General features: G+C 68.4%; 22 protein-coding genes, 1 tRNA gene and 1 pseudogene. 11 read left to right on the top strand and 13 right to left on the bottom strand.

Annotation, left to right across the window (positions count from 1 at the left end; all coding sequences use genetic code 11):
* Positions 1 to 15 precede the first annotated feature (15 nt).
* Positions 16 to 528 (top strand): 2'-5' RNA ligase family protein, encoded by a 513-nt coding sequence (locus RHCRD62_RS13470; RefSeq protein WP_050065157.1) that lies wholly within the window; start codon positions 16 to 18, stop codon positions 526 to 528.
* Positions 529 to 663: 135 nt separating this feature from the next.
* Entirely contained in the window at positions 664 to 1,029 is a 366-nt protein-coding gene (trxA, locus tag RHCRD62_RS13465) for a thioredoxin (protein WP_050065156.1), read from the top strand.
* Between the two features lie 33 nt (positions 1,030 to 1,062).
* On the opposite strand, the gene RHCRD62_RS13460 is transcribed toward trxA, so the two are convergent.
* The 8 genes from RHCRD62_RS13460 to RHCRD62_RS13425 all read right to left on the bottom strand — a co-directional run bounded on the left by RHCRD62_RS13460 (position 1,063) and on the right by RHCRD62_RS13425 (position 10,777).
* A complete protein-coding gene (locus tag RHCRD62_RS13460; RefSeq protein ID WP_050065155.1) occupies positions 1,063 to 1,836 on the bottom strand; it encodes a PIG-L family deacetylase in 774 nt (257 codons plus the stop codon).
* Complete coding sequence (gene polA / locus RHCRD62_RS13455; RefSeq protein WP_050065154.1) at positions 1,836 to 4,565, bottom strand: DNA polymerase I; 2,730 nt, start codon at positions 4,563 to 4,565, stop codon at positions 1,836 to 1,838. Before polA ends, RHCRD62_RS13460 begins: the two co-directional genes overlap by 1 nt.
* Before the next feature lie 47 nt (positions 4,566 to 4,612).
* Positions 4,613 to 5,347, bottom strand: a complete 735-nt coding sequence (locus tag RHCRD62_RS13450) for an ABC transporter ATP-binding protein (RefSeq protein WP_050065153.1) — start codon at positions 5,345 to 5,347, stop codon at positions 4,613 to 4,615.
* Entirely contained in the window at positions 5,334 to 6,296 is a 963-nt protein-coding gene (locus RHCRD62_RS13445) for an ABC transporter ATP-binding protein (protein WP_157050899.1), read from the bottom strand. Before RHCRD62_RS13445 ends, RHCRD62_RS13450 begins: the two co-directional genes overlap by 14 nt.
* Positions 6,293 to 7,534, bottom strand: coding sequence for a branched-chain amino acid ABC transporter permease (locus RHCRD62_RS13440; protein ID WP_050065152.1), 1,242 nt, complete (start codon positions 7,532 to 7,534; stop codon positions 6,293 to 6,295). The genes RHCRD62_RS13445 and RHCRD62_RS13440 overlap by 4 nt, the downstream gene beginning before the upstream one ends.
* The gene (locus RHCRD62_RS13435) at positions 7,531 to 8,589 is read right to left on the bottom strand and encodes a branched-chain amino acid ABC transporter permease (RefSeq protein ID WP_050065151.1); all 1,059 of its coding nucleotides are present in this window, start codon (positions 8,587 to 8,589) and stop codon (positions 7,531 to 7,533) included. Before RHCRD62_RS13435 ends, RHCRD62_RS13440 begins: the two co-directional genes overlap by 4 nt.
* Positions 8,590 to 8,674: 85 nt before the next feature.
* Positions 8,675 to 9,856 (bottom strand): branched-chain amino acid ABC transporter substrate-binding protein, encoded by a 1,182-nt coding sequence (locus RHCRD62_RS13430; protein WP_253277304.1) that lies wholly within the window; start codon positions 9,854 to 9,856, stop codon positions 8,675 to 8,677.
* Positions 9,857 to 10,168: 312 nt separating this feature from the next.
* Positions 10,169 to 10,777: an ANTAR domain-containing response regulator gene (locus RHCRD62_RS13425; protein WP_050065149.1), complete on the bottom strand. Its 609-nt coding sequence runs from the start codon at positions 10,775 to 10,777 to the stop codon at positions 10,169 to 10,171.
* A 147-nt stretch (positions 10,778 to 10,924) separates the two neighbouring features.
* Between RHCRD62_RS13425 and RHCRD62_RS13420 the strand changes: the two genes are divergently transcribed.
* A tRNA-Leu gene (locus tag RHCRD62_RS13420) sits at positions 10,925 to 11,001 on the top strand.
* A 26-nt stretch (positions 11,002 to 11,027) separates the two neighbouring features.
* On the opposite strand, the gene RHCRD62_RS13415 is transcribed toward RHCRD62_RS13420, so the two are convergent.
* Positions 11,028 to 11,300 carry a hypothetical protein gene (locus RHCRD62_RS13415; protein WP_050065148.1) on the bottom strand — a complete coding sequence of 91 codons (273 nt, stop codon included), beginning with the start codon at positions 11,298 to 11,300 and terminating at the stop codon, positions 11,028 to 11,030.
* Positions 11,301 to 11,493: 193 nt separating this feature from the next.
* Between RHCRD62_RS13415 and RHCRD62_RS13410 the strand changes: the two genes are divergently transcribed.
* A complete protein-coding gene (locus RHCRD62_RS13410; protein ID WP_050065295.1) occupies positions 11,494 to 11,904 on the top strand; it encodes a RidA family protein in 411 nt (136 codons plus the stop codon).
* A gap of 42 nt (positions 11,905 to 11,946) precedes the next feature.
* Positions 11,947 to 13,340, top strand: a pseudogene (locus tag RHCRD62_RS13405) (FAD-binding oxidoreductase).
* An 18-nt stretch (positions 13,341 to 13,358) separates the two neighbouring features.
* Here RHCRD62_RS13405 and RHCRD62_RS13400 read toward each other — a convergent pair.
* On the bottom strand, positions 13,359 to 14,051 hold the full coding sequence (locus RHCRD62_RS13400) for a DNA alkylation repair protein (RefSeq protein ID WP_253277303.1): 693 nt from the start codon (positions 14,049 to 14,051) through the stop codon (positions 13,359 to 13,361).
* Positions 14,052 to 14,168: 117 nt separating this feature from the next.
* Between RHCRD62_RS13400 and RHCRD62_RS13395 the strand changes: the two genes are divergently transcribed.
* The 5 genes from RHCRD62_RS13395 (at position 14,169) to RHCRD62_RS13375 (ending at position 18,292) form a co-directional block, all read left to right on the top strand.
* On the top strand, positions 14,169 to 15,305 hold the full coding sequence (locus RHCRD62_RS13395; RefSeq protein ID WP_050065147.1) for a helix-turn-helix transcriptional regulator: 1,137 nt from the start codon (positions 14,169 to 14,171) through the stop codon (positions 15,303 to 15,305).
* Between the two features lie 72 nt (positions 15,306 to 15,377).
* Positions 15,378 to 15,605: a hypothetical protein gene (locus tag RHCRD62_RS13390; protein ID WP_050065146.1), complete on the top strand. Its 228-nt coding sequence runs from the start codon at positions 15,378 to 15,380 to the stop codon at positions 15,603 to 15,605.
* 66 nt (positions 15,606 to 15,671) lie between these two features.
* Entirely contained in the window at positions 15,672 to 16,535 is an 864-nt protein-coding gene (locus RHCRD62_RS13385) for an SGNH/GDSL hydrolase family protein (protein ID WP_253277302.1), read from the top strand.
* Positions 16,536 to 17,031: 496 nt separating this feature from the next.
* Positions 17,032 to 17,793, top strand: a complete 762-nt coding sequence (locus RHCRD62_RS13380; protein WP_050065145.1) for an SDR family NAD(P)-dependent oxidoreductase — start codon at positions 17,032 to 17,034, stop codon at positions 17,791 to 17,793.
* Between the two features lie 31 nt (positions 17,794 to 17,824).
* A complete protein-coding gene (locus tag RHCRD62_RS13375; RefSeq protein ID WP_050065144.1) occupies positions 17,825 to 18,292 on the top strand; it encodes an SRPBCC family protein in 468 nt (155 codons plus the stop codon).
* A gap of 1 nt (position 18,293) precedes the next feature.
* Here RHCRD62_RS13375 and RHCRD62_RS13370 read toward each other — a convergent pair whose 3' ends face one another.
* Complete coding sequence (locus RHCRD62_RS13370; protein WP_253277301.1) at positions 18,294 to 19,277, bottom strand: AraC family transcriptional regulator; 984 nt, start codon at positions 19,275 to 19,277, stop codon at positions 18,294 to 18,296.
* A 111-nt stretch (positions 19,278 to 19,388) separates the two neighbouring features.
* Here RHCRD62_RS13370 and RHCRD62_RS13365 point away from each other — a divergent pair, with 111 nt between their 5' ends.
* Positions 19,389 to 20,042, top strand: a complete 654-nt coding sequence (locus RHCRD62_RS13365) for an NAD(P)-dependent oxidoreductase (RefSeq protein WP_050065292.1) — start codon at positions 19,389 to 19,391, stop codon at positions 20,040 to 20,042.
* 41 nt (positions 20,043 to 20,083) lie between these two features.
* On the opposite strand, the gene RHCRD62_RS13360 is transcribed toward RHCRD62_RS13365, so the two are convergent.
* Positions 20,084 to 21,151 (bottom strand): phosphatidylinositol-specific phospholipase C domain-containing protein, encoded by a 1,068-nt coding sequence (locus RHCRD62_RS13360; protein WP_301280721.1) that lies wholly within the window; start codon positions 21,149 to 21,151, stop codon positions 20,084 to 20,086.
* Between the two features lie 182 nt (positions 21,152 to 21,333).
* Positions 21,334 to 22,305, bottom strand: coding sequence for an alpha/beta hydrolase (locus RHCRD62_RS13355; protein WP_050065291.1), 972 nt, complete (start codon positions 22,303 to 22,305; stop codon positions 21,334 to 21,336).
* Positions 22,306 to 22,539: the final 234 nt, after the last annotated feature.

Raw genomic sequence — 22,539 nt, 5'->3', positions numbered from 1 at the left:
CAATCATTGCTCAGCATGGTGCAGTCCGTTGAACTGCTGCTCGACTCCGCCCTCGACACTGCCGTCCGACGGGAGTGGCGGCGCCTGTCCGACGCCGCACTGCCCAGTCAGGACATCGTCCGCAAGTCGACGAATCGCCCGCACGTGACCCTGGCGGTCGCGCAGCACATCGACCCGGAAACCGAACTGCTACTGCAACAGCAGTTGTCGCCGCCGGACCTGCGAATCTCACTCGGCGGCCTGGTCGTGTTCGGGGGGCACCGAAAGACCCTGGCGTACCTGGTGATTCCAACTGCCGGACTGCTGGCTTTGCAGCGCAGCATTTTTCGGGTGCTACACGGATGCCCGGGAGTTCCCTCCCACATCCATCCGGGCGACTGGACCCCGCACATCACGCTCGCGCGGCGCGTGTTCTCCGACGAGATCGGCCCCGCCGTGAACCTGGTCAGCCCCGCGCACACGACGGGGAAGGCCGCGGGTGTGCGCCGCTGGGACGGCGACGCGAGGCGTGAGTGGCTCATCTCCTGACCGCGGCGGCGCGGCGCCCGGTGTGACCACACGAGGACGGTCGGGAAGAATCGGCGGCGACGGCGTGTTGAACGACGCAACAGCAGCCACGAGGCTGCACCGAGCCCGGTACCCGCCGGCGGCGAGAGGATTCGAATGGCCACCCAGACCCTGACCCAGCAGAACTTCGACGAGATCGTGACCGGCAACGACGTCGTTCTGGTCGATTTCTGGGCCTCGTGGTGCGGCCCGTGCCGCCAGTTCGCCCCGACCTTCGAATCGTCTTCCGAGTCGCATCCCGACGTGGTGCACGGCAAGGTCGACACCGAGGCCGAGCAGGGCCTCGCCGCGGCCGCGAACATCCGGTCGATCCCGACGATCATGGCGTTCCGCGAGGGCATCCTCGTGTTCTCCCAGCCGGGCGCCCTGCCCGCGGCCGCACTCGAGGACCTGGTGACGCAGGTCAAGGCCCTCGACATGGACGAGGTCCGCAAGCAGATCGAGGCCCAGCAGGAGGCGTAGCGATGTCGCCGGGTCGGCTGTGCCGGCCCGGCGCTACAGCGCCAACGCCGATTCGCTGGTTCCGTCGGGCACCCCGCGCCGACGGAACCACTCGGTTCCGAACGCGGCGGCCAGCAGCTTCCCCGGCAGCTCGAGGAAGGGACCGAAGTCACCGACCTGGGTGGCGTGCGCGACCATCGCCGCCCGCTTCGCCTCGACGTGACCGGTGACGTCCACGACCGTCGTGATCTGGTCCTCGGGCAGGCCGAGGGCGTCGACATCCGGCGGCTGCGCACCGTCCGACCAGGCCGGGTTCGCCGCGATCATCCGCTTCATGTGGTCCCGGTTGACGGCCGCCTCGTACACCCGCTCCACGCCCGCGAGTTCGGTCGCCCGAACGCCGACCCGGTGCACCTGGATGTGGTCGGGGTGCCCGTAGCCGCCGTTCTCGTCATAGATCGTGACGACGTCCGCGTTCTCGGCTGTGAGCACCTCCGCCAGGCGCCCCGCCGCGACCTCGACATCGACGTTGCAGAACGCATCCGGGTGGGTGTTGTCGTCCGTGCCCGCCATTCCGGAGTCCCGGTAGTGCAGCGGCACCACCCGATGCACGCCGAGCGCCGCGGCCGACGCCTCGAGTTCCGCGAGGCGGCGGCGGGCCAGGCTCTCACCGGGCGCGAGCAGCCCGTCCGGAACCTCACCGAGGGCGCCGTCGGTCGCGGTGACGAGCACGACGCGGTGCCCGGCGTCGGACGCCTGACGGATCACCCCGCCGGTGATGAACACCTCGTCGTCGGGGTGAGCGTGGAAGCAGACCAGGACACCCATCAGTGAGCCGCCGCATCCCAGCTGCGACCGACTCCGACGGAGACGTCGAGCGGCACGGACAGTTCGATGGCGCCCGCCATCTTCTCCCGCACGAGGGCCTCGACGGCGTCCCGCTCGTCGGAGGCGATCTCGAGTACCAGTTCGTCGTGCACCTGGAGCAGCATCCGGGACCGCAGACCGGAGTCGGTCAACGCCGCCTGGACGTCGATCATCGCGACCTTGATGATGTCGGCGGCGGTGCCCTGGATGGGTGCGTTCAGTGCCGCGCGTTCGGCGACCTCCCGGCGCTGCCTGTTGTCGGAGTTCAGGTCCGGAAGGTAGCGGCGCCGCCCGTACAGGGTGGACGTGTAGCCGTCCTTGCGGGCCTTCTCCACCACCTCGTGCAGGTAGTCGCGCACGCCGCCGAACCGGGCGAAGTAGGCGTCCATCTGCTCCTTCGCCTCCTCGGTGGAGATCTTGAGCTGAGCCGCGAGCCCGTAGGCGCTGAGCCCGTAGGCCAGGCCGTACGACATCGCCTTCACGCGGCGACGCAGTTCGGGGGTGACCTCCTCGATCGGCACACCGAACGCCCGCGACCCGACGAAGCTGTGCAGGTCCTCGCCGGTGTTGAACGCCTCGATCAGCCCCTCGTCCTTCGACAGGTGCGCCATGATCCGCATCTCGATCTGGCTGTAGTCGGCGGTCATCAGCGACTCGGAACCGGCGCCCACGACGAATGCGTCGCGGATCTGGCGGCCGGCATCGGTGCGGACCGGGATGTTCTGCAGGTTCGGCTCGGTCGACGAGAGCCTGCCCGTCGCGGCGACGGTCTGGTTGAAGGTGGTGTGGATACGGCCGTCATCGGCAACCGACTTGAGCAGACCGTCGACGGTGATCTTGAGTCGGGTGGCGTCGCGGTGCGCGAGCAGGTGCTCGAGGAACGGATGCTGCGTCTTCTCGAACAGCGACTCCAGAGCCGCGGCGTCGGTGGTGTACCCCGTCTTCGTCTTCTTGGTCTTCGGCATGTCGAGTTTGTCGAACAGGACCACCTGCAACTGTTTCGGTGAGCCGAGGTTGATCTGTTCACCGATCACCTCGTAGGCGGCGTTCGCGGCGTCCGCCACGCGGGCCGCGAACGTCGACTGGAGCTCGTCCAGGTGGTCGGTGTCGACGGCGATGCCTGCGGCTTCGACCTCGGCGAGCACCTCGAGCAGCGGCAACTCCAGGTCGGTCAGCAGTCGGGCCGACTCGATGGCCGCCAGTTCGGTGTCGAAGGCGTCGGCGAGGTCGAGGACGGCGCGAGCACGCAGGATCTCGGATTCCGCGGCCTTCGACTCGAGTTCGTCCTCGGCGTCGAGGAGCGAGAGCTGCGCGTCACCGGAGTCCTCGACACGCAACTCTCGCTTGAGGTACCGCAAGGACAGGTCGTCGAGGTTGAACGTGCGCTGGCCGGGCCGCACCAGGTAGGCCGCCAGCGCGGTGTCGCTGGTGAGACCGCGCAGCGTCCAGCCCCGGCCGCGCAGCGCGTGGATGGCCGACTTGGCTTCGTGCAGCGCCTTGGGCGCGGCGGCGTCGGCCAGCCAGGCGGCGAGCTCGTTCTCGTCGTCCTCGGTGACCGTCGCGGTCACGATGTACGCGCCCTCGCCGTCCGCGGCGGCGATCGCGACGGACGTCGCATCGCCGCCGAACGGGCTGCCGGGGCCGACGACGGCCAGCGCCGCACGGGCGCCGTCGCGGACGTGCGCGGCGAGCCAGGCGCCGACCTCGCCGGGCGCAAGGGGGCCACCGCGCACCTCGAAGCCCTCCTCGGCTTCGGGTTCGGCCGACGACAGCGTGTCGAAGAGCCGGTCCCGCAAGACCCGGAACTCGAGGTCGTCGAACAGCGAATGGATCCGGTCGCGGTCCCACGGCGCGAGCGCGAGCTGGTCCGGGGTGTACGGCAGCGGCACGTCCCGCACCATCTCGGTGAGCTGACGGTTCATCACCACCGCCGCCAGATTGGCGCGCAGCGAGTCGCCGACCTTGCCGCGCACCTCGTCGACTCGGTCCACCAGCTCGGTGAACGAGCCGAACTCGCGGATCCACTTCGCGGCCGTCTTCTCCCCCACGCCCGGGATACCGGGCAGGTTGTCGGACGGATCACCGCGCAGCGCCGCGTAGTCGGGGTACTGCCGCGGGGTGAGGCCGTACTTCTCCTCGACGGCGGCCGGGGTGAACCGGGTCAGGTCGGATACGCCCTTGCGGGGGTACAGCACCGTCACGTCGTCGGTGACGAGCTGCAGCGCGTCCCGGTCACCGGTGCACACCAGCACCCGGAATCCCTCGGCCGTGGCCTGGGTGGTGAGCGTGGCGATGATGTCGTCGGCCTCGAACCCGGCCTCGGCCATCACCGGGATGCCCATCGCGCCGAGCACCTCCTTGGTGATCTCGACCTGACCCTTGAACTCGTCCGGTGTCGCGCTGCGGTTCGCCTTGTACTCGGGGAACGCCTCGGCGCGGAACGTCTGCCTGGACACGTCGAACGCGGCGGCGACGTGCGTCGGCTGCTCGTCGCGCAGCAGGTTGATGAGCATCGACGTGAACCCGTACACGGCATTCGTGGTCTGCCCGCTGTGGGTCTTGAAGTTCTCGGCGGGCAGCGCGAAGAACGCGCGGTATGCCAGCGAGTGCCCGTCGAGGAGCAGCAACGTCGGCTTGTCGCCGGTGCCTGCGGGTGTGGTGTCGGATGAGGGGGACGTCGTCGGGCTCACCGCAGTGAGTCTAGGGAAGTGCCCCGACAGGTTCGCAACATCGCCACTCACCCGACGCCCAGATACGCGTGCTTGATCGCGGGATCCGCGAGCAGTTCCGCCCCCGTGCCGGTGCGTGTGATCTCACCGGTTTCGAGAATGTAGGCGCGGTCGGTGCGGCGCAGCGCCTGCTGCGCGTTCTGTTCGACGAGCAGGATGGTGGTGCCCTGGGCGTTGATCTCGGCGATGATCCGGAAGATCTGTGCGATCACCATCGGCGCCAGCCCCATCGAGGGCTCGTCCATCATGAGCAGCCGTGGCCGGGCCATCAGCGCCCGCCCGATCGCGAGCATCTGCTGTTCGCCACCGGACATGGTGCCGCCGACCTGGCTGCGACGTTCGGCGAGGCGGGGGAACAACTCGAACACCCAGTCGAGCCGCTCCGCGTACTCCCCCTTCGACGCGAACGTCCTTGCATAGCAACCCATGTCGAGGTTCTCCTGCACGGTCATGCCGGGGAACACGCCGCGCCCCTCCGGCACCTGCACCATCCCGAGATTCACCCGATCGTGAGCCTTGACGTGACTGATGTCGTTGCCGTCGAAGACGATCCGTCCCCCGCCGAGCGGCAGCAGTCCGGACAGCGCACGCATCGTCGTGGACTTTCCCGCCCCGTTCGCGCCGAGCAGGGTGACCAGTTCACCGCGGCGGACCTGCAGCGAGATGCCGTGCAGCGCACGAATCCGGCCGTATCCCACGATCATGTCGCTCACCTCGAGCAGCGGCGTGTCAGGCTGATTCATCGTCGGGCACCCCCAGGTAGGCGGCGATCACGGCCGGGTTCTCCCGGATCGCGGCGGGAACGTCGTCGGCGATCTTGCGACCGAACTCGAGGACCACGATCCGGTCGGTCACCCCCATCACCAGGCGCATGTCGTGCTCGATCAGCAGGACCGTGAAGCCGTCGTCGCGGATCTTGCGGATCAGGTCCATCAGCGCGGCCTTCTCGCTGGGATTGAACCCGGCGGCCGGTTCGTCGAGGCAGAGCAGTTTCGGTTCGGTGGCCAGGGCGCGGGCGATCTCCAGCCGGCGCTGGTCACCGTACGAGAGGTTCCGAGCCTTCTCGACCGCCTTCGGTGCGATACCGACGAACTCGAGCAGCGCCATTCCGCGTTCGACGGCGTCGTGCTCCTCACGCCGATGCCGGGCGGTGCGGAAGATCGCGCCGGGTACCGATGTCCGGTGCCGGGCGTCGGTACCGACGACGACGTTCTCCAGCGCCGTCATCTCCCCGAACAGTCGGATGTTCTGGAAGGTCCGGGCGATGCCGAGGCGGGTGATCTCGTTGCGCTTGGTCTTCCCGAGCGGACGACTGTCGAAGGTCACGGTGCCGCTGGACGGCCTGTAGACACCGGTGATCGCGTTGAAGCAGGTGGTCTTGCCCGCACCGTTCGGTCCGATCAGGCCGAGGATCTCGCCGCGCCGGATCTCGAAACTCACGTCGTCGAGCGCGACCAGTCCGCCGAACTTCACGGTGAGTCCGTCGGTGCGTAGGAGCGCCTCACCCTCGTCGACCCGGATTTCACGTTGCGGCGCAACGGCATCCGCGACCGCGTCCGGATCGGCGAGCGCCGGATCGAGCGCGGTGACGTCGACGACACCGGCCGTCGGCTCGTCCGTCTCCGGTGGGAGTTCGACGGCAAGGTCCTCGTTGTCGAACAGCGCGTCGCCCGCGCCAGGTCCCGAGGTCATCGTCCACCTCCGCCCACGGGTTCCGGAGTCGACTCGGGATCACCCGTGCTGGGCGGGTCCGGGGTGTCGACCGGTGTGCGCACCGCCTGGTACACCTGTCGACCGTACGCCAGGAGCTTCTGTCTGGCCGGGAACAATCCCTGCGGCCGGAAGATCATGAGTACCACCAGCGCGAGGCCGAAGAACAGGTACTTGTAGTCACCGAGCGACTGGTCGCCGACCTGGACCGACATCACCCGGTTGGGCAGGTACACGATGATGAAGGCGCCGACGATGACGCCGAGCTTGTTGCCCTGTCCGCCGATGACCACGGCGCACAGGAACAGCATCGAGTTGATGACGTTGAACCCGGTCGGGTTGATGAACTGCACCTGGCCCGCATAGAGCGCGCCCGACAGGCCGCCGATCGCGGCCCCGATCGTGAACGCCCAGAGCTTGAACTTGAACGTCGGCACGCCCATGATCTCGGCGGCGTCCTCGTCCTCCCGGATCGCGACCCAGGCACGACCGACGCGGCTGCGTTCGAGGTTGCCCACGATCAGCAGCACGACGATGACCATTGCCATGCCGACCCAGAACCACCACACTCCGGAGTTGACGTTGCCGCCGGTGTTGCCCGCGGAGAACACGCCGTAGGGCTTCTCCTCGGACTCGCCGAGGTGCGGATACGCGATCTGGGACAGTCCCTGGCCGCCGTTGGTGACGTCGGTGAGGTTGTCGGCGAGCAGTCGGACGATCTCACCGAAGCCGAGGGTGACGATGGCGAGGTAGTCGCCGCGGAGTCGCAGCGTCGGTGTCCCGAGCAGCAGGCCGGTGAACGCGGTGATCGCCACCGCGATGGGCAGGCACGACAGCCACGCCCAGTCCGTGGAGAAGAACACGTTGGCGCCCATCTTGTTCCACGGGCTGTTTGGGCTGGTCAGCAACCCGACCGTATAGGCGCCGACCGCGTAGAAGCCGACATATCCGAGGTCGAGCAGACCGGCCTGCCCGACGACGACGTTCAGGCCGATCGCGATGAGCGCAACCATCGCGAACTGTGCCATCACGCCGCCGAAGTCGGTGCCGGGGGTGTCCAGCAGGGGTGGCCGCCACACGGGCAGGATCGCGATCAGCGCGATCAGCGGCACCCCCATCAGCCACTGCATCGGCCGCGTCAGCGCGTTCCACCAGCTGCGGATCGCGTCCCCGACGCCGCGACCCCGCACCTCGTGGGCGTCGGCGTGCCGGGCGCTCATACCCGCACCTTCCCGAGACTTTCGCCGAGTATTCCGGTGGGCCGGAACATCAGCACCGCGATGAGCAGCACGAACGCGACGACGTCACGCCACTCGGTGCCGAAGACCACCTGACCGTAGTTCTCCATCACGCCGAGGAGCAGTCCGCCGATGAGTGCACCGCGCAAGTTGCCGATTCCACCGAGGACGGCTGCGCAGAATGCCTTGATACCGAGGATGAATCCGCCGTTGTAGATGATCCCGGACGGGATCTTCAGCGCGTACAGCAGCGCGGCGGCGCCGGCGAGCAGTCCGCCGATGAGGAAGGTCAGCATGATGACGCGTTCCCGCGAGACGCCCATCAGGGTCGCCGTGTCCGGGTCCTGGGCGACGGCTCGGATTCCGCGCCCGAACTTGGTGCGGTTGATCAGCATGTCGGTGGCTGCGGTGAGCAGCAGTGCCGCGACGATGATCACGATCGTCACGTTGGTGACGGTGGCGCCGAAGACGGTGAACACTTCGACCGGCTGCACCAGTTTGATCGGCTGTTGGGCGTTGGTGCCGCCGAGCCCCGGCCAGATTCTCGGCAGCACGTAGTGCACGAATTCCTGGAGGACGAAGGACATTCCGATCGCGGTGATGAGGAAGACGAGCGGTTTTGCGCCGCGTTTTCGGAGCGGTCGGTACGCGACACGCTCGAGTCCGACGGCGGCGCCACCCGACACGGCCATGCCGAAGAGCATGGCCAGTCCGAGGTAGACGACGGTCATCGCGACACCTTCGTTGTACACGTTGCCGCTCGGCGCGAAACCGAGCAGCATCAGTGCAACGTACTGGCCGAACAGTCCGAGCATGAAGATCTCGGAATGCGCGAAGTTGATCAGTCGCAGCACTCCGTAGACCAGGGTGTATCCGATCGCGACGAGCGCGTAGATCGCACCGTAACTGAGACCGTCAACGGTCAACTGCCAGAAGCTTTTCGTCAACCCTTCGATGTTGAAGTCGATGTTGTCGGCGAGGATGTCGACGCCGCCTGCGTACAGGGCCGTGGAGTCGACGAGGACGGTCGCGATCATCGCGGTCTCTCGATCATTGGTGTGGAGGTCGGTGATGCCGCGTCACGCGGCCGGGCACCGTTCACCGATGCCCGGCCGCGGACGGTCAGTTGACCTCGTAGATCTGGACGAGGGCGTTCGACAGTTCGCCCTGCGGGTTCCACTGGTACCTCTTACCCACGCCCTGGCCGTCGTAGTTACGGACGAACTCGAGCATGCCCGCACGGTCCTTCACACCGGAGTCGATCGCGGTGAGCATGATCGTGGCGAGGTCGTATCCCTCCACGGAGTAGACGCCGGGCGCCTGTCCGCTGGACGCCTCGTAGGCCTCGGCGAGTGCATCGGGAGCGGGGATGCACGGGCAGGTGAGGATCGCGTCCTTGGCCGATTCGCCCGCCTGCTTCACGAACTCGGGATCGTTGGTGCCGTCGCCCGACGCGAAGAGCGCGGTGACGCCCCCTTCACGCAGTTGGGTCACGAACGGCGCGGCCTCCGCGTAGTAGCCGGAGTACCAGATCGCGTCCGGTTCCTCGGCCTTGATCTGGGAAACGGTGGCCGCGAAGTCCTTCTGCCCGGTCTTCACACTTGCCGAGCAGGCGGCGTCCGCTGCCGGGCCGAGGTTCTCGGTTACCACCTTCGCGAGGCCGACGCCGTAGTCGGAGTCGTCCTGGACGACGCAGACCTTCTTGGCGTCGAGGGTGCCGGTCAGGTACTTCGCGACGACGGCGCCCTGACTGTTGTCGTTACCGAGGCCGCGGAAGAAAGTGGTCCAGCCGTTCTCCGTGAGGGTCGGGTTGGTGGCAGACGCGGTGAGGAACGGCAGTCCGGCCTGGTTGAAGATCGCGCCCGTCGCCTTGGTCTCACCGGAGAACGCCGGTCCGAGCAGTGCGATCACCGACTGGTCGCTGACGATGTTCGGGGCCACCTGGGTGGCCTTCTGGGGGTCGCCCTCGGTGTCGAACTGAACGATCTCGACCTGGCAGTTCGGGTTGTTCTCGTTGTGCTTGTCGACGGCGAGCTTCGCGCCGTTGAGGATGTTCTGGCCGAGCGCGGCGTTCGCGCCCGTGAGGGCACCGGCCATGGCGATGGACACGCCCTCGCAGGTGGCAGTGCCACTTCCGGCGGGATCGGCGGCGTCAGTGACGTCCGTGGCGGCGACCTCCGCGCCCGCGGTGTCGAGCAGAACCTGCGGCGTGATGCTCAGCCCACCGGCCGATGCGCTGGTGCCACCACTGCTCGATCCCTCGTCGGTCGACTTGCTACTACACCCCGCCACGGCAAGGGTCACTGCGACCCCCAGAACCAACGCGCCTTGCACTGCACGACGATGCACGGTCCACCTCCGATGTCTGCACTACCCGGACGGTCGCATGTGCCGACCGAGCCGGCTTCGGAGTGAACATAGCGTCGCGAGTATCGCTGTGCACCACTATGAATCGACGTGGCGCGATTCGTGTTTCGAGCGTTACAGGGGCAGCGAAGATGTCACGCCGGCTCACAGCACCGTTGGAACGTGCTCGGATCAGGTCGAACAGGAGCGCACCTCACCGCCGAGGGGTGAACTGACCGCGCGTTCGGAAACACGGCGGTAGCGCAGTGTTCACGGGGTGCCGAGGGTTTCCAGGATCACTTCGGCAACGACCTTCATGGTGGTGCGCCGGTCCATCGCGGCGCGCTGGATCCACTTGAACGCCTCGGGTTCGCTCAACGACTGGGATGTCATGAGCACGCTCTTGGCACGCTCGACGAGCTTGCGCGTCTCGATCTGGTCGGTGAGGCCCGCGACCTCCTGTTCCAGGGCTGCGATCTCGGCGAACCTGCTGGCCGCCAGCTCGACCGCGGGAACGAGGTCGGCCTTGGAGAAGGGTTTGACCAGATAGGCCATCGCTCCCGCGTCGCGCGCCCGTTCGACGAGTTCACGCTGACTGAACGCCGTCAGGATCACTACCGGCGCAATGCGTTTCGCCGCGATCTCCGACGCCGCGTCGATGCCGTCGCGCCGCGGCATCTTCACGTCCATGATGACCAGGTCCGGCTGGTGTTCCTCGGCGAGTTCGACTGCCCGCTGCCCGTCCTCGGCCTCGCCGACGACGTCGTACCCCTCCTCGCGGAGCATCTCCACGAGATCCATCCGAATGAGGGTCTCGTCTTCCGCCACCACGACGCGTCGCGGTGCGAGGCGGCCTTCCTGCCCTACCGGGTCGTTCATCCTCGGCCACTCCTCTCCCCGCGCAGAGCGGGAACACGACACGCGTCGACAGCATTCGCCCGCCATCGTGTCACCCTTCGGCGACCGCTTGTACGGTACCGGTGTTTGACGCTCGCCCAGGATCATCTACAGTCGGTATCCGCACCAGCCCTCGTATCCCAATTGGCAGAGGAAACGGATTCAAAACCCGTGCAGTGTGAGTTCGAGTCTCACCGAGGGCACCAGCAAGACACAGGTCAGCGGATTTCCGTCAGCTCCTGAACCCCGCCACCATCGCTTCGAGGTCCGCCTTCCCCGCCTCGTCGACGGTGAGACTCATGATCGACGACATGACGAGCAGCGCGGTGAACTGTCGCGGAGTGCGCGGCTTTCCGAACAGTGACTTCTTCTCCGTGATCTGCAATTCACGGAACGTCGAGACGGGATTGCGGGCGGCCTCGTCCTTCCCGTGATGCCGGTACTTCGCCACGGTCGTTCCGTCGAAGAGAATCGACTCGCCATCGGCTCCCCGCACCTCGGTCACCGGCGTGTCCCCATCGGCGTATCGGGCATGGACACCTCCTTTTCCGCGACATGCTAATCCGGGCCGGTGGTCCCGGCAGCGCGACGCCGATCCCCCAGTTTTCTGGGTCCGGTAGCGCCCCAGGTCCGTGGACGCGGAATTCCCCGGCGAGACGGGATGGGAAACGGAACGGGCCGCGACGACGCTCGAAGGCATGACAACCACCACCTCGTCCACCCAGCGAATCAACCCCACAACGTGGAACGCCCCGTTCCGGTTCGACCACGCGCAGCTGCGCCCCGCACCCACCCGCATCCTGACCGTCGCAGGACAGGCCTCGGTCGACGCGTCGGGGCAGGTCCTGCACGAGGGCGACCTGTCCGCGCAGATCTCCCTCGCTATGCACAACATCGAGGAGATCCTCGAGACCGCGGGCATGACCCTCACCGACGTGCACATGCTCACCATCTACACGACCGACGTGCCCGCGACGCTCGCCGCGTACTCGGCGTTGACGGAGCGCCTCGACGCCGCGCAGGCGACGCCGCCCGCCGCGCTCGTCGGCGTCACCGCGCTCGCGCTCCCCGGCCTCGCCGTCGAGATCACCGCCCAGGCCGGTCGCTGACACCCGCCCTGCCTCCCGACCCGACACCTCGAGGAACCCCACATGTCGATCACCACCCAGCAGCAACCGTCCCCGTCCGTCGACCGTCTCCGCGCGACCGTCGCGGGAGCCGTCCTCACCCCCGGCGACGCCGGGTTCGACACCGAACTGACCGGCTTCAATCTCGCGTCCACACCCGCAGCGTCGATCGTCGTCGGCGCCACCTGCGCCGACGATGTCGCCGCCGCGGTCCGGTACGCCGCCTTCCACGGCCTGCGGGTGGGAGTACGTGCCACCGGCCACGGTGCGTCGCCCGAAGGCGCCGGCCAGCTGATCGTGACCACGTCCCGCATGACCGACGTCGCCGTCGACCCGGAGTCCAGGACTGCCCGGGCGTCGGCGGGAGCCCGCTGGCGCGACGTGGTCGCGGCCACCGCCCCGCACGGACTCACGGGGCGGGTCGGTTCCTCGTCGAGTGTCGGCGTCGTCGGATACACCCTCGGCGGCGGTCTCAGCCCCCTCGGACGCGAATTCGGTTACGCCGCAGACCATGTGCGCGCACTGGAGGTCGTGACCGCGGACGGAGCCGTCCGCACCGTGGACACCGACTCCGACCCGGACCTGTTCTGGGCGTTGCGCGGTGGCCGCGACGGATTGGGCATCGTCACCGCAATCGAGTTCGGCCTCGTCGAGCTCTCCCAGATCTACGGCGGCGGGATGTTCTTCGCGGGCGACAGCGCCCGCGACGTCCTGCACGCCTGGCGGCGGTGGGCACCCGCGTTGCCCGCGGAGGCGGGAACATCGGTCGCGATCACACGGCTGCCGCCGGACCCAGATCTTCCTCCGCCGCTGCAGGGTCAGGTCGTCGCGCACCTGCGCTACACCCACACGGGCGACCCCGATGTCGCCGACGCCCTGCTGGCTCCCATGCGCACCTCTGGGCGCATCCTCCTCGACGGTGTCGGCGTCATGCCGGTCGCGGCGCTCGACGCCGTCCATATGGATCCGCCCGGGCCGCTACCCGCCTCCGACCGCGGAGCGGCACTGACCGCCCTCCCGGCCGAGGCCGTCGACGCGATCCTCGCCGTCGCCGGACCCGACGTCCCGAGCCCGCTGGCAATCGTGGAGATCCGCCTGCTCGGCGGTGCACTTCGCCGGCCGCACGGCACCGACAACGCCGTCACCGGCCGCGATGCCGCGTTCGCCGTGACGGCCATCGGAGTCTGCGCCGGCCCCCTGGGCGACCAGGTCGACAAGGATCTGCGCGCGGTGACGGATGCGGTCGCCCCTGGACCGCCGGGGCGCTACTGAGCTTCTGCGGGTTGCCTGCGGCCGAGCGGGCGGGACTGTGGCCCGCCGAGCAGCGCGCCCGTCTCGACGAGATCCGGCGGCGTCACGACCCGAACGGCGTGCTCTTCCCTCTCGACTCCGCGCTCGACGCCCGAGCGGACGTCTGACCCCGACCGTCTCCGGCGTCAGCCGAGCCAGCTGCGCCGGAGATCGGGCGGGAGCTTCTCGACCGCGAGCCTGAGCGCCGGACGGGGCATCGCCGCCGCATGCGCCGCGAGGAACGCCTCGAGCGCGCCGCGGTCACGACTGCCCGCGTGCTTGAGATAGATGCCGACCGCATTGGTCACGACCGGCTCCGGGTCGGCGTGCAGGACCGCGCAGACCTCGAAGCCAACGGCGCGGTCGGCGTCGGTCCCCGACATCGCGAAGTACAGGGGCGCCGTGGCCGCCGTCCGACGACGCAACGGATGCTCGGCGACGGCCAGCTCGTACAGCACGTCGTAGGGACCGCCTGCGACGTGGCCGCCGACGACCCGCGGGGCCGCGCGGTCGACCATGTCCCAGGTACTGATCGCGTCGTGGCGACGGAGGTACAGGTCGTGGAGCTCGGGATCGCCGATCGCCGCGCGGGCCTTGAAGTCGAGCACGCAGAACGCCGCCATCCGCGACTCGTACTCCGCGTGGTCCATCAGCCGCTCGACCTCGGTCAACGGCATCCCGGTTGCCGCCTTGGCCGTGTCGAAGAGGTCGCGCATGCGCATCCCGATGGCGGCTTCGTCGGGGTCGAGACGTTTGCGCATCGCCGGCAGTTGCGTCGCATCGGCGTGCGACACCAACAGTGCCTGGACGGCGTCCGCCGTCAGCAGCCGCTCGCGCATCGCACTCCCGTCGTCGAGGATCGTTCGAGGCTAACGAACCCACCTGGACGTCCGCTGCCCGATCGACCCCAACTATCTGGGATGGACAGCCGATTAGCACGGTTCCACACTGGGACGATGACGCGGAGCCTGACTGCCGAGCGTGTACGACGCGACCTCGACGTGGTCGCGCATGCCGGCCTCGGCCTCGACGAGTTCTTCGCCGAGGTCGTCGAGTCGATCAGCCGCGCGATCCCCAACGACGCCATCTGTGTCGCGGGCCTCGACCCCGGTTCGCTGCTGCTGACCTCGGCCCGCAAGTACGGCTGTCTGCTCGGCCAGGACCACAAGGACGCCGCCTGGGGCCTGCTGGAGTACGGGCGGGTCGAGGAGACGGCGTTCCGGGAGATGGCCGCGCAGCGGGTCGACGCGGTCGGGCTCAACGCCCTGACCCGAGGCGAACCCCGCGTCTCGAATCGGATGAGCGAACTGATGATCCCCGAGTACGCGTTCCACGACGAGGCCCGAATGATTCTCCGCGACGGCGACCATGTCTGGGGCGGGATCTCGTTCTTCCGTGCGGGATCGGACTGCCGCCCCTTCGGCGAGGACGAGATCACGTTCCTGGCAGCGCTGTCCCGCACCCTCGCGCACGGCGTACGGTCCGGCCTGCTGTGCTCCGTCGTCGCCGAACCGCAGACCACGATGACCGGCCCGGCGGTCCTCATCGTCAGCCGGGACGACGAGATCGTCCAGATGAGCGCGGGCAGCCAGGGACGCATCGACGACCTGATCGCAGGCGACAACAGCGGTGCCGCCGTCAATCCGATCTACTCGCTGATCGGGGCCGCGCGCCGCTACGGCCGCGGCGAGTCGGAGGTGCCTCCGCGCCTCCGAGTGCGAGGCCGGTCGGGAATGTGGCTGGTGATCAACGCGTCTCCCCTGTCGTCGAGCGACGGGCGAGTCGGCGAAGTGGTGGTCACGATCGAGGAGGCCCGGCCACCGGACATCGTGCCGATCGTGGTCGAGGCGTTCGGTCTGAGCCCCCGCGAGCGGGACGTGACGCAGCTGGTGCTGCAGGGGGTCGCGACCAAGGACATCGCAGCGGCACTGCATCTGTCCGCCTACACGGTGCAGGACCACCTCAAGCTGATCTTCAACAAGGCGGGCGTCCGCAGTCGCCGCGACCTCATCGCCCGCGTCTACTTCGACCAGTACGCGCCGCGCATCAACCAACCGCTCACGCCGTCGGGGACCTTTCTTCCGGAGCGATGAGGCTTGATTCCGGCCTCGGGAGAGCGCACCGTGAGACAGGTACCCCTGTCGACGAACTGGTCGTGATCCGTCATGAGAACCGTTGCCCTGCGCGCCGCCGTCGCCGCGGCCGCCGTCCCGTCCCTGCTCCTGCTCGGCTCCGGAGCCGCGGCCGCTGACCAGCCGGCACCGGACCCGGTCCGTCCGGTGGTTCTCCTCGGCCAGAACCAGAACCCGCTCGCGGCATTCCTCGCGTGCGCGCCCGTCGGTCTCATCCCACTGTTCGGACCGAACATCATTTTGCCCATCTGCGTCGCCTGACCCTGCTAGATTCCTGGCCGATCGAGGCGGCGGGGGCCACCTCTCGGCGGGCAAGGAGTCTCCTTCGTGGGCAGGTTCTCGAGAACGCGGGCAGTGGCGGTTGCCGCCGCGGTGACAGCAGCGGTGACGATGACGGCCGCGGTGGGCGCCGCGGCGCAGGATCCGGTCGAGTACGTCAACCTCGGCGACAGCTTCAGCGCCGGTTCCGGTGTTCTCCCGACGGTTCCGGGGACCCCGACGTCCTGCGCGCAGTCCTCCCGCAACTTCGCCCACCTGATCGCTGCCGAACGCGGCTATCGGCTGACCGACGTGAGCTGCGGCGGCGCCAAGACCGAGGACTTCTACCGAGCCCAGTACGAGGGGATGCGACCGCAGCTCGACGCGCTGACGCCGTCCGCGGACCTCGTCACGATGATGATCGGCGGCAACAACAACAGCACGTTCGCGATGGCGATGGCCAAATGCATCGGCGCCGGGGTGACTCGACTCGGAGCGTGGAGCCCGTGCCAGGACCAGTACGGCGACAGCCTCGCGGAGGAGGTGCGCGCCAAGACGTACCCGGCACTGGTCCAGGCACTGAGCGACGTCCACGACCGAGCCCCGAACGCCGAGGTCGCGATCGTCGGGTACCCGTGGTTGCTGCCGGAGTCGGGCGGCTGCCTACCGCAGATGCCGCTCGCCGCGGGCGATGTGCCGTACCTGCGCGGCCTCCAGGCGACACTGAACGACGCCGTGTCCCGCGCCGCCGCGGAAACAGGCACCACGTTCGTCGACATGGCACAGGTCTCCGTGGGCCGCGACGGATGCCAGTCGCCGGAGCATCGGTGGATCGAGCCGATGATCGGCGCGCTACAGCCGGTTCCGGTGCACCCCAATGCTGCTGGTGAGCGCGCGCTCGCGGATGCCGTGCTCGCGGCCGTCCCGGCCTGAGTCGTCACAACCACAGATACGACGCGACCCCCGCCGCTCACCGAGAGCAACGGGGGTCGTGTCGAATCCGGGGACTACGCCGCCGGCGGGGTCTCCGGCTCGCTCGATCCGAGGCCGAGGCCACCCAGGATGTCTCCGAAGGATGCGAAGATCTCCGCGATGCTGCCCATGAAATGCTCCTCAATGACTGTGTGAAGGTATGCCACCGATAATCGGTGACGCATCACGGTAACGCATCCGAGCGGTCTCGGGCAGGGTGAGCGGCCGACGCCGAGATCGGCGACAAGCAACGACGTGCGCGCCCCGTGAGGCCGGCGGTCCACCACCGGCACGACGCCGACACCTTACCGGGACGGCGTGCCCGCCGTGCGCGTGGCGCGACGGTGACCGCCGCCATCAGAGATGGTTTAGTGAGCCGAACCGAGTTCGTCCGTCGCACCGGCGGATCGGGGCGGCGCCGGGCGGCGCCGCCTCACACACAGGAGAAGGTGGCCGCATGTCCGTACTCGACAAGTTCCGTCTCGACGACAAGGTCGTCATCGTCACCGGCGCCTCGTCCGGGCTCGGCGTTGCGTTCGCCCAGGCCTGCGCCGAGGCGGGAGCCGACGTCGTACTCGCGGCCCGCCGCACCGACAAGCTCGAGGACACCGCGAACCTGGTCCGTGCCGCTGGACGACGGGCGCTGTCGGTTGCGACCGACGTGGTGTCGCCGGAGCAGTGCCAGGCGATGGTCGACGCCGCGATGGCCGAGTTCGGACGCGTCGACGTCCTGGTCAACAATGCGGGCATCGGGACTGCCGTTCCGGCGACCCGCGAGACCCCCGAGGAGTTCCGGTCGGTGGTGGACATCAACCTGAACGGGTCCTACTGGTGCGCTCAGGCGTGCGGCCGGGTCATGCAGCCGGGCAGCTCGATCGTGAACATCGCGAGCATCCTCGGCCTCACCACCGCGCAGCTGCCGCAGGCGGCCTACGCGGCGAGCAAGGCCGCGGTCATCGGCCTCACCCGCGACCTCGCACAGCAGTGGGGGGCGCGCAAGGGCATCCGCGTGAACGCCCTCGCGCCCGGCTTCTTCCAGTCGGAGATGACCGACAACTACAAGGACGGCTACCTCGACAGCCAGGCGTCGCGAATCGTGCTCGGCCGCACCGGCGATCCGGCCGAACTCGCCGCCAGCCTGGTGTGGCTGGCGTCGGACGCAGGGGGCTACGTCACCGGGCAGACCATCGCGGTCGATGGCGGCTTCACCATCACCTGATCCACGGAGACCGAACTCAGGAGGAATACCGATGGCACCCAAGGAGATACGCCTCGAACGACACGTCGCTGCAACCCCGGATCAGGTCTGGGCGGTGCTGACCGACCTCGACTCGGCCGCGCAGACGCTGTCCGGGGTCTCTCGCGTCGAGCGGGTCGCGGGCGCAGGCTACGAGGTCGGCACCCGCTGGCGTGAGACGCGAAAGATGTTCGGCAAGGAGGCCACCGAGGAGATGTGGGTGGCCGAGATCGACGCGCCTGGCCGCACGGTGGTCAAGGCGCACTCGTCGGGCACGGACTACACCACCACCTTCACCGTCGCCGCAGCCGGCGCCGGGACGGAACTGACGATGACATTCTCCGCCGAGGTCGGGTCGTCGTCGTTGGTGACGAAGGTGATGATGGCGGTGTTCGGGGGCATCGGCATGAGAGCGACGACGAAGGCGATGGCCACCGATCTCGACGACATCGCCGCGCGCGCCGAGGCGGCCGGGCGCTGACCTACCCGGTCACCGCGGTCTCGTCGTCCCGGCCGATCTGGTCCTGGAACGCGGCCCCGCGTCGCGCGAAGACCCCGGGAGTGCAGCCGTGCCAACGCCGGAATGCGCGGTTGAACGCCGCCTCCGAGCGGTAGCCGACACGGGTGGCGATCCGGCCGAGGGCGAGTTCGCCGCCCCGGACCAGCCTGGCCGCGAGATCCATGCGCCAGGACGTCACGTATGCCATCACCGGTTCGTCCATGAGGTCGGTGAACCGGGCCGCGAACGCCGAACGCGACATCCCCGCCGCCTTCGCCAGTGATTCGACCGTCCACGCCTGATGGGGTTCCGCGTGAAAGGCCGCGAGCGCCGCGCCGACGGCCGGATCGCGCACCGCGGCGACCCAGCCCCGCCGTGGTGACGACTCCTCCAACCACGACCGAATCGTCTGGACCACCAGCACGTCCGCGAGACGGGCCGTGACGACGTCGCTACCCGGACGAGGTGTGATCGACTCGGCCGCAATGACATCCAGCGCAGCGCGTTGCCACCCGGCGTCCGCTCCGGCGGTGACGAGCACCGGTGGCAAGGTCCGCGCCAAACGCGCGACGCCGAGACCGGAGAACGACACCGCGCCGCACACCAGTCGGCACGGCGTACCGCCACCGTCGATCCGAATTCGCTCGTACCGGTCGGTGAGCTCTTCTCGCGGAAGATCGAACAGCGGGGTGCCACGAGTGTCCGGCGAGTCCGCCAACAGGTGGCCCGTACCCCGCGGCACGAGCGCGACGTCGCCCGGTTCGAGCCGACACTCCACGTCGTCGACGCGCACCACCGCCGAACCCTCCGTGACGAGGTGGAAGATCATCGTCCCCGGAAGTGGCGGCATGTCGATGCCCCACGGTGCGGCCAGGTCGGACACCGCGTAGAACACGCCGGTCATGCCGAAGTCCTGCAGCGCGGCGGTGAGCAGGTCGGTGTGCATGTGTCCAAGCATTCCACTCATTGGACGATTGAGCAATGAATCGAGCTTGATTGGTATTGATCGTCTTCGTTCGCTGACCGAACCTGGAAGCACCCGGAGAGACCGGGCACCGAGAACGAAGGAGTGGACGACATGAAGGTCTTGGTAGTGGGAGCGAGCAGGGGAACCGGGGCGGCCGCCGTCACCGCACTGGTCCGGGACGGACACGAAGTGACGGCGTTCGCGCGCACCGCGGCACCGACATCCGAGAACGTCCGTGCGGTCACGGGCGACGTCTTCGACCCCGACGCGCTGGGCAAGGCGATGATCGGCCAGGAGGCGGTCGTCGTGATTCTCGGCATCTCGGACAATCCGTTCGGGGTGCGCCTGTTCGGCCGGGCCCGGACGCCACTCGACGTTCGATCCGAGGGAACGCGCCGCGTGATCGAGGCGATGGGGGCCAACGGGATTCGCCGGATCGTCGTGCAGACCACCTACGGACTCGGCGACACCTTCGGGCGGCTGTCGCTGCCGCTCAAGCTGTTCTTCCGCGCGGTGCTGGCCCCGCAGCTCGCGGACAGCGAGGCGCAGGAGGCCGTCGTCCGCGGCAGCGATCTCGACTGGACAATCATCCGCCCGGTCTCGCTGACCGACGGAACACCAGACGCCGACTCGGCACCGGCCCACGTCGACGTCCACGACCGGATCGAGGGCCTTCAGGTCACGCGCGGTCAGGTGGGTCGGGTACATGCCGACGCGCTGCGCCACGACGACTGGATCGGCGCGACCGTCAGCGTGTCGGGGTGAGGGGGACGAACGCGCGCATCACAGCACGCGGGCCTCGACGATCACCGACGCGGCTCCACCTGGGACAGCACCGACGGAAGCGTCGCCCAGTCGGAGGTGATCACATTCGCCGAGCGGCCCGCCAGCTCGCTGACCCGCGCCGATGCCGCCACCGGATCGGGGACGCGGTTGTCGATCGCCGGTACCACCGCATGCGCGGCGGTCATCACCAGAAGATAGTTGTTGTCCCGGTACCACCCGGTGTCGACATCGCCGTCGACGTAGGCCGACGCATCCCCGTCGAACACCACGAACCAGGGCCGAAGCGAGACATCGGCGTACCGCAGTCGCGGATCGCCGGGTGCGGCGCCGTTGACTGCGGGAAACGCGACGGCGGAGGTCAGGTCACCCGACGCCGCGCGGTCACGCAGGTGGGCGGCATACTCACTGTCCGTCCACACTGTGTCGAACGGGTTCACCTCTTCGATGGTGCCCGGGATCAGGTCGATCAGGAACCGGCCCGCGAGCTCGTCGCGGGTCGGCCAGCCGCGCTCACGCACGGCGTCGTCGAGGGTGGCGGCGGCGCCGAGCAGATCCGCCGGCGCGTACACCGCGTCACCGAGTCGTTCCCGCACGAGGGCATCGAATTCGGCAGGCCCGCGCGCGATTCCGGCCGACCCTTCCGAACCGGCCGATCCACCGACCGGTACCGCGCTGAACCCGTCCTTCATCTCGATCTTCACCAGCACCGGAGGGTGGGCCGGGTTCGCGTCGTGCCACGTACGCAGATCTGTCAGGCAGGCGCCGAGGTCACCGTTCCGTCCGTCTCCCGATCCACCGCCGACGCAGTTGTTCTCGTTCGCCAACGGATTCTCGTGCGACACCCTCCAGCCGGTCCCTCCTGCGTTCGTCCACACATCGAGTTCGATCAGTCCGGCACCGGCATCGAGAGCGTCGACGAGAAAGGGGTAGGTCGCCTTCTCGTAGGTGTTGTGCACTCCCACCGAGGTGGTCTGGTCGTAGCGCAGGCCACCGACATCCGGACCACTGTCCGCAGATGCCGATGCCGCCGCCGACATCACGGCCACGACGGCCGACACCACCAGTACCCGGCCCACCGCACGCGACACCCGCCACACCGTCCTCACCACTCGACAACTCCGCCACCGGGCAGCGTACGAACAAACGTGTGCGACCGGGGCCGTTCAGCAGGATCCGGCCACACGTCGGGAACGGATGATGTCCGGCAACAGGATCGACCGGGTCGGCAACGGACGGCGCAGGCCGCGCCGACGACCGGTCCGGAGGGACCTCAGGCCCCGATCGCACCCTTCATCATCGGCAGCATCGCCCACAACTGGTCCTGCCAGTAGGGCCAGGAGTGGATGCCGGTGTTCGGGAAATCGAAGTGAGCGCTGTCGATCCCCATCGTCAGCAGCCGCACCTGGAAGGCGCGGGACTGGGCGAGCGACAGCGCTTCCAGACCCATTCCCACCGTCGTGTTCCAGTAGTCGATCGGAGCGGCGGGGCGCGTGTGATCGCCCGGGAGTCCGCTGCCTGCCGACACCCACATCGGCAGGCCGCGGAGCCCTTCGGCCTGGACGAACGGGTCGTGACGCAGCCAAGCCGGATCCCACGGTGGGCCCCACATGCAGTCCGAGTTGTAGAGACCGGCATCGAGCATCGCGACCCGGATGGCTTCCCGCATGCCGGGCGCCGACAGATTGAGGTAGCCGGACAGTGCGCCGGCGAACGCGAACTGGTCACGATGCCTCGACGCGAGGATCAGTGCCGCGTTGCCACCCATGGACAGTCCCACCACGGCGTTGCGGGATCGACTGAATCCGTACCGCGCGGCGAGGAAGTCGGGCAGATCGCGAGTGAGGAAGGCTTCCCACGTGTAGGTGTAGGGCTGACGGGTGAAGTTGTTGGGCGCGTACCAGTCTGCATAGAAGCTGGCCTTCCCGCCGACGGGTTCGACGACGTTGACGCCGTGCTCCGAGAGCCATGCGGCGTTGGTCTCGTGTTCCCAGCCGCTGACGTCGTCGGTGGCACGCAGCCCGTCGAGCAGGTAGACGCTCCGGTTGCTCCCGTTCGCGGCGAGCCAGGTCCGGACCTTGATGTGCCCGACTCCGCCGGGCGCCGGAACCCAGTCCTCGCGCAGCCGGGAGTAGGGGTCGGCGGACGCGACTCCGGCCGCGCCGACCGCGATGCCGAGTGGCACGACCACCGCCGCCACCACGAGCAGTACGAGATGCCGCCAGCCTCGAGTCGACGCACCCATCCGATCGACCTCCGTCACACCGAACCCTCGGAGCCGCACTGTGATTCATGCCACAGTCTTTCGGTCACGGTATTCCGCGCTCCGCGGTGCCGATTCGATCGCCACCCAATCGTTATCCCCCTTGCCCGGATCGTGATCCGGACACTCGCGGTGCCCAATACGGTCAAACCGCCTGCAGAGACCGTTCGGTTCGCTACTCTCCTCTGCAGACTTGTGCGGATTCGTCCGCACGCC

The sequence above is a fragment of the Rhodococcus sp. RD6.2 genome, assembly GCF_001040705.1.
Taxonomy (GTDB): Bacteria; Actinomycetota; Actinomycetes; order Mycobacteriales; family Mycobacteriaceae; genus Rhodococcus_G.
Note: the sequence above shows the minus strand (reverse complement) of the source record. Positions and strands in the feature narration are given on the sequence as shown.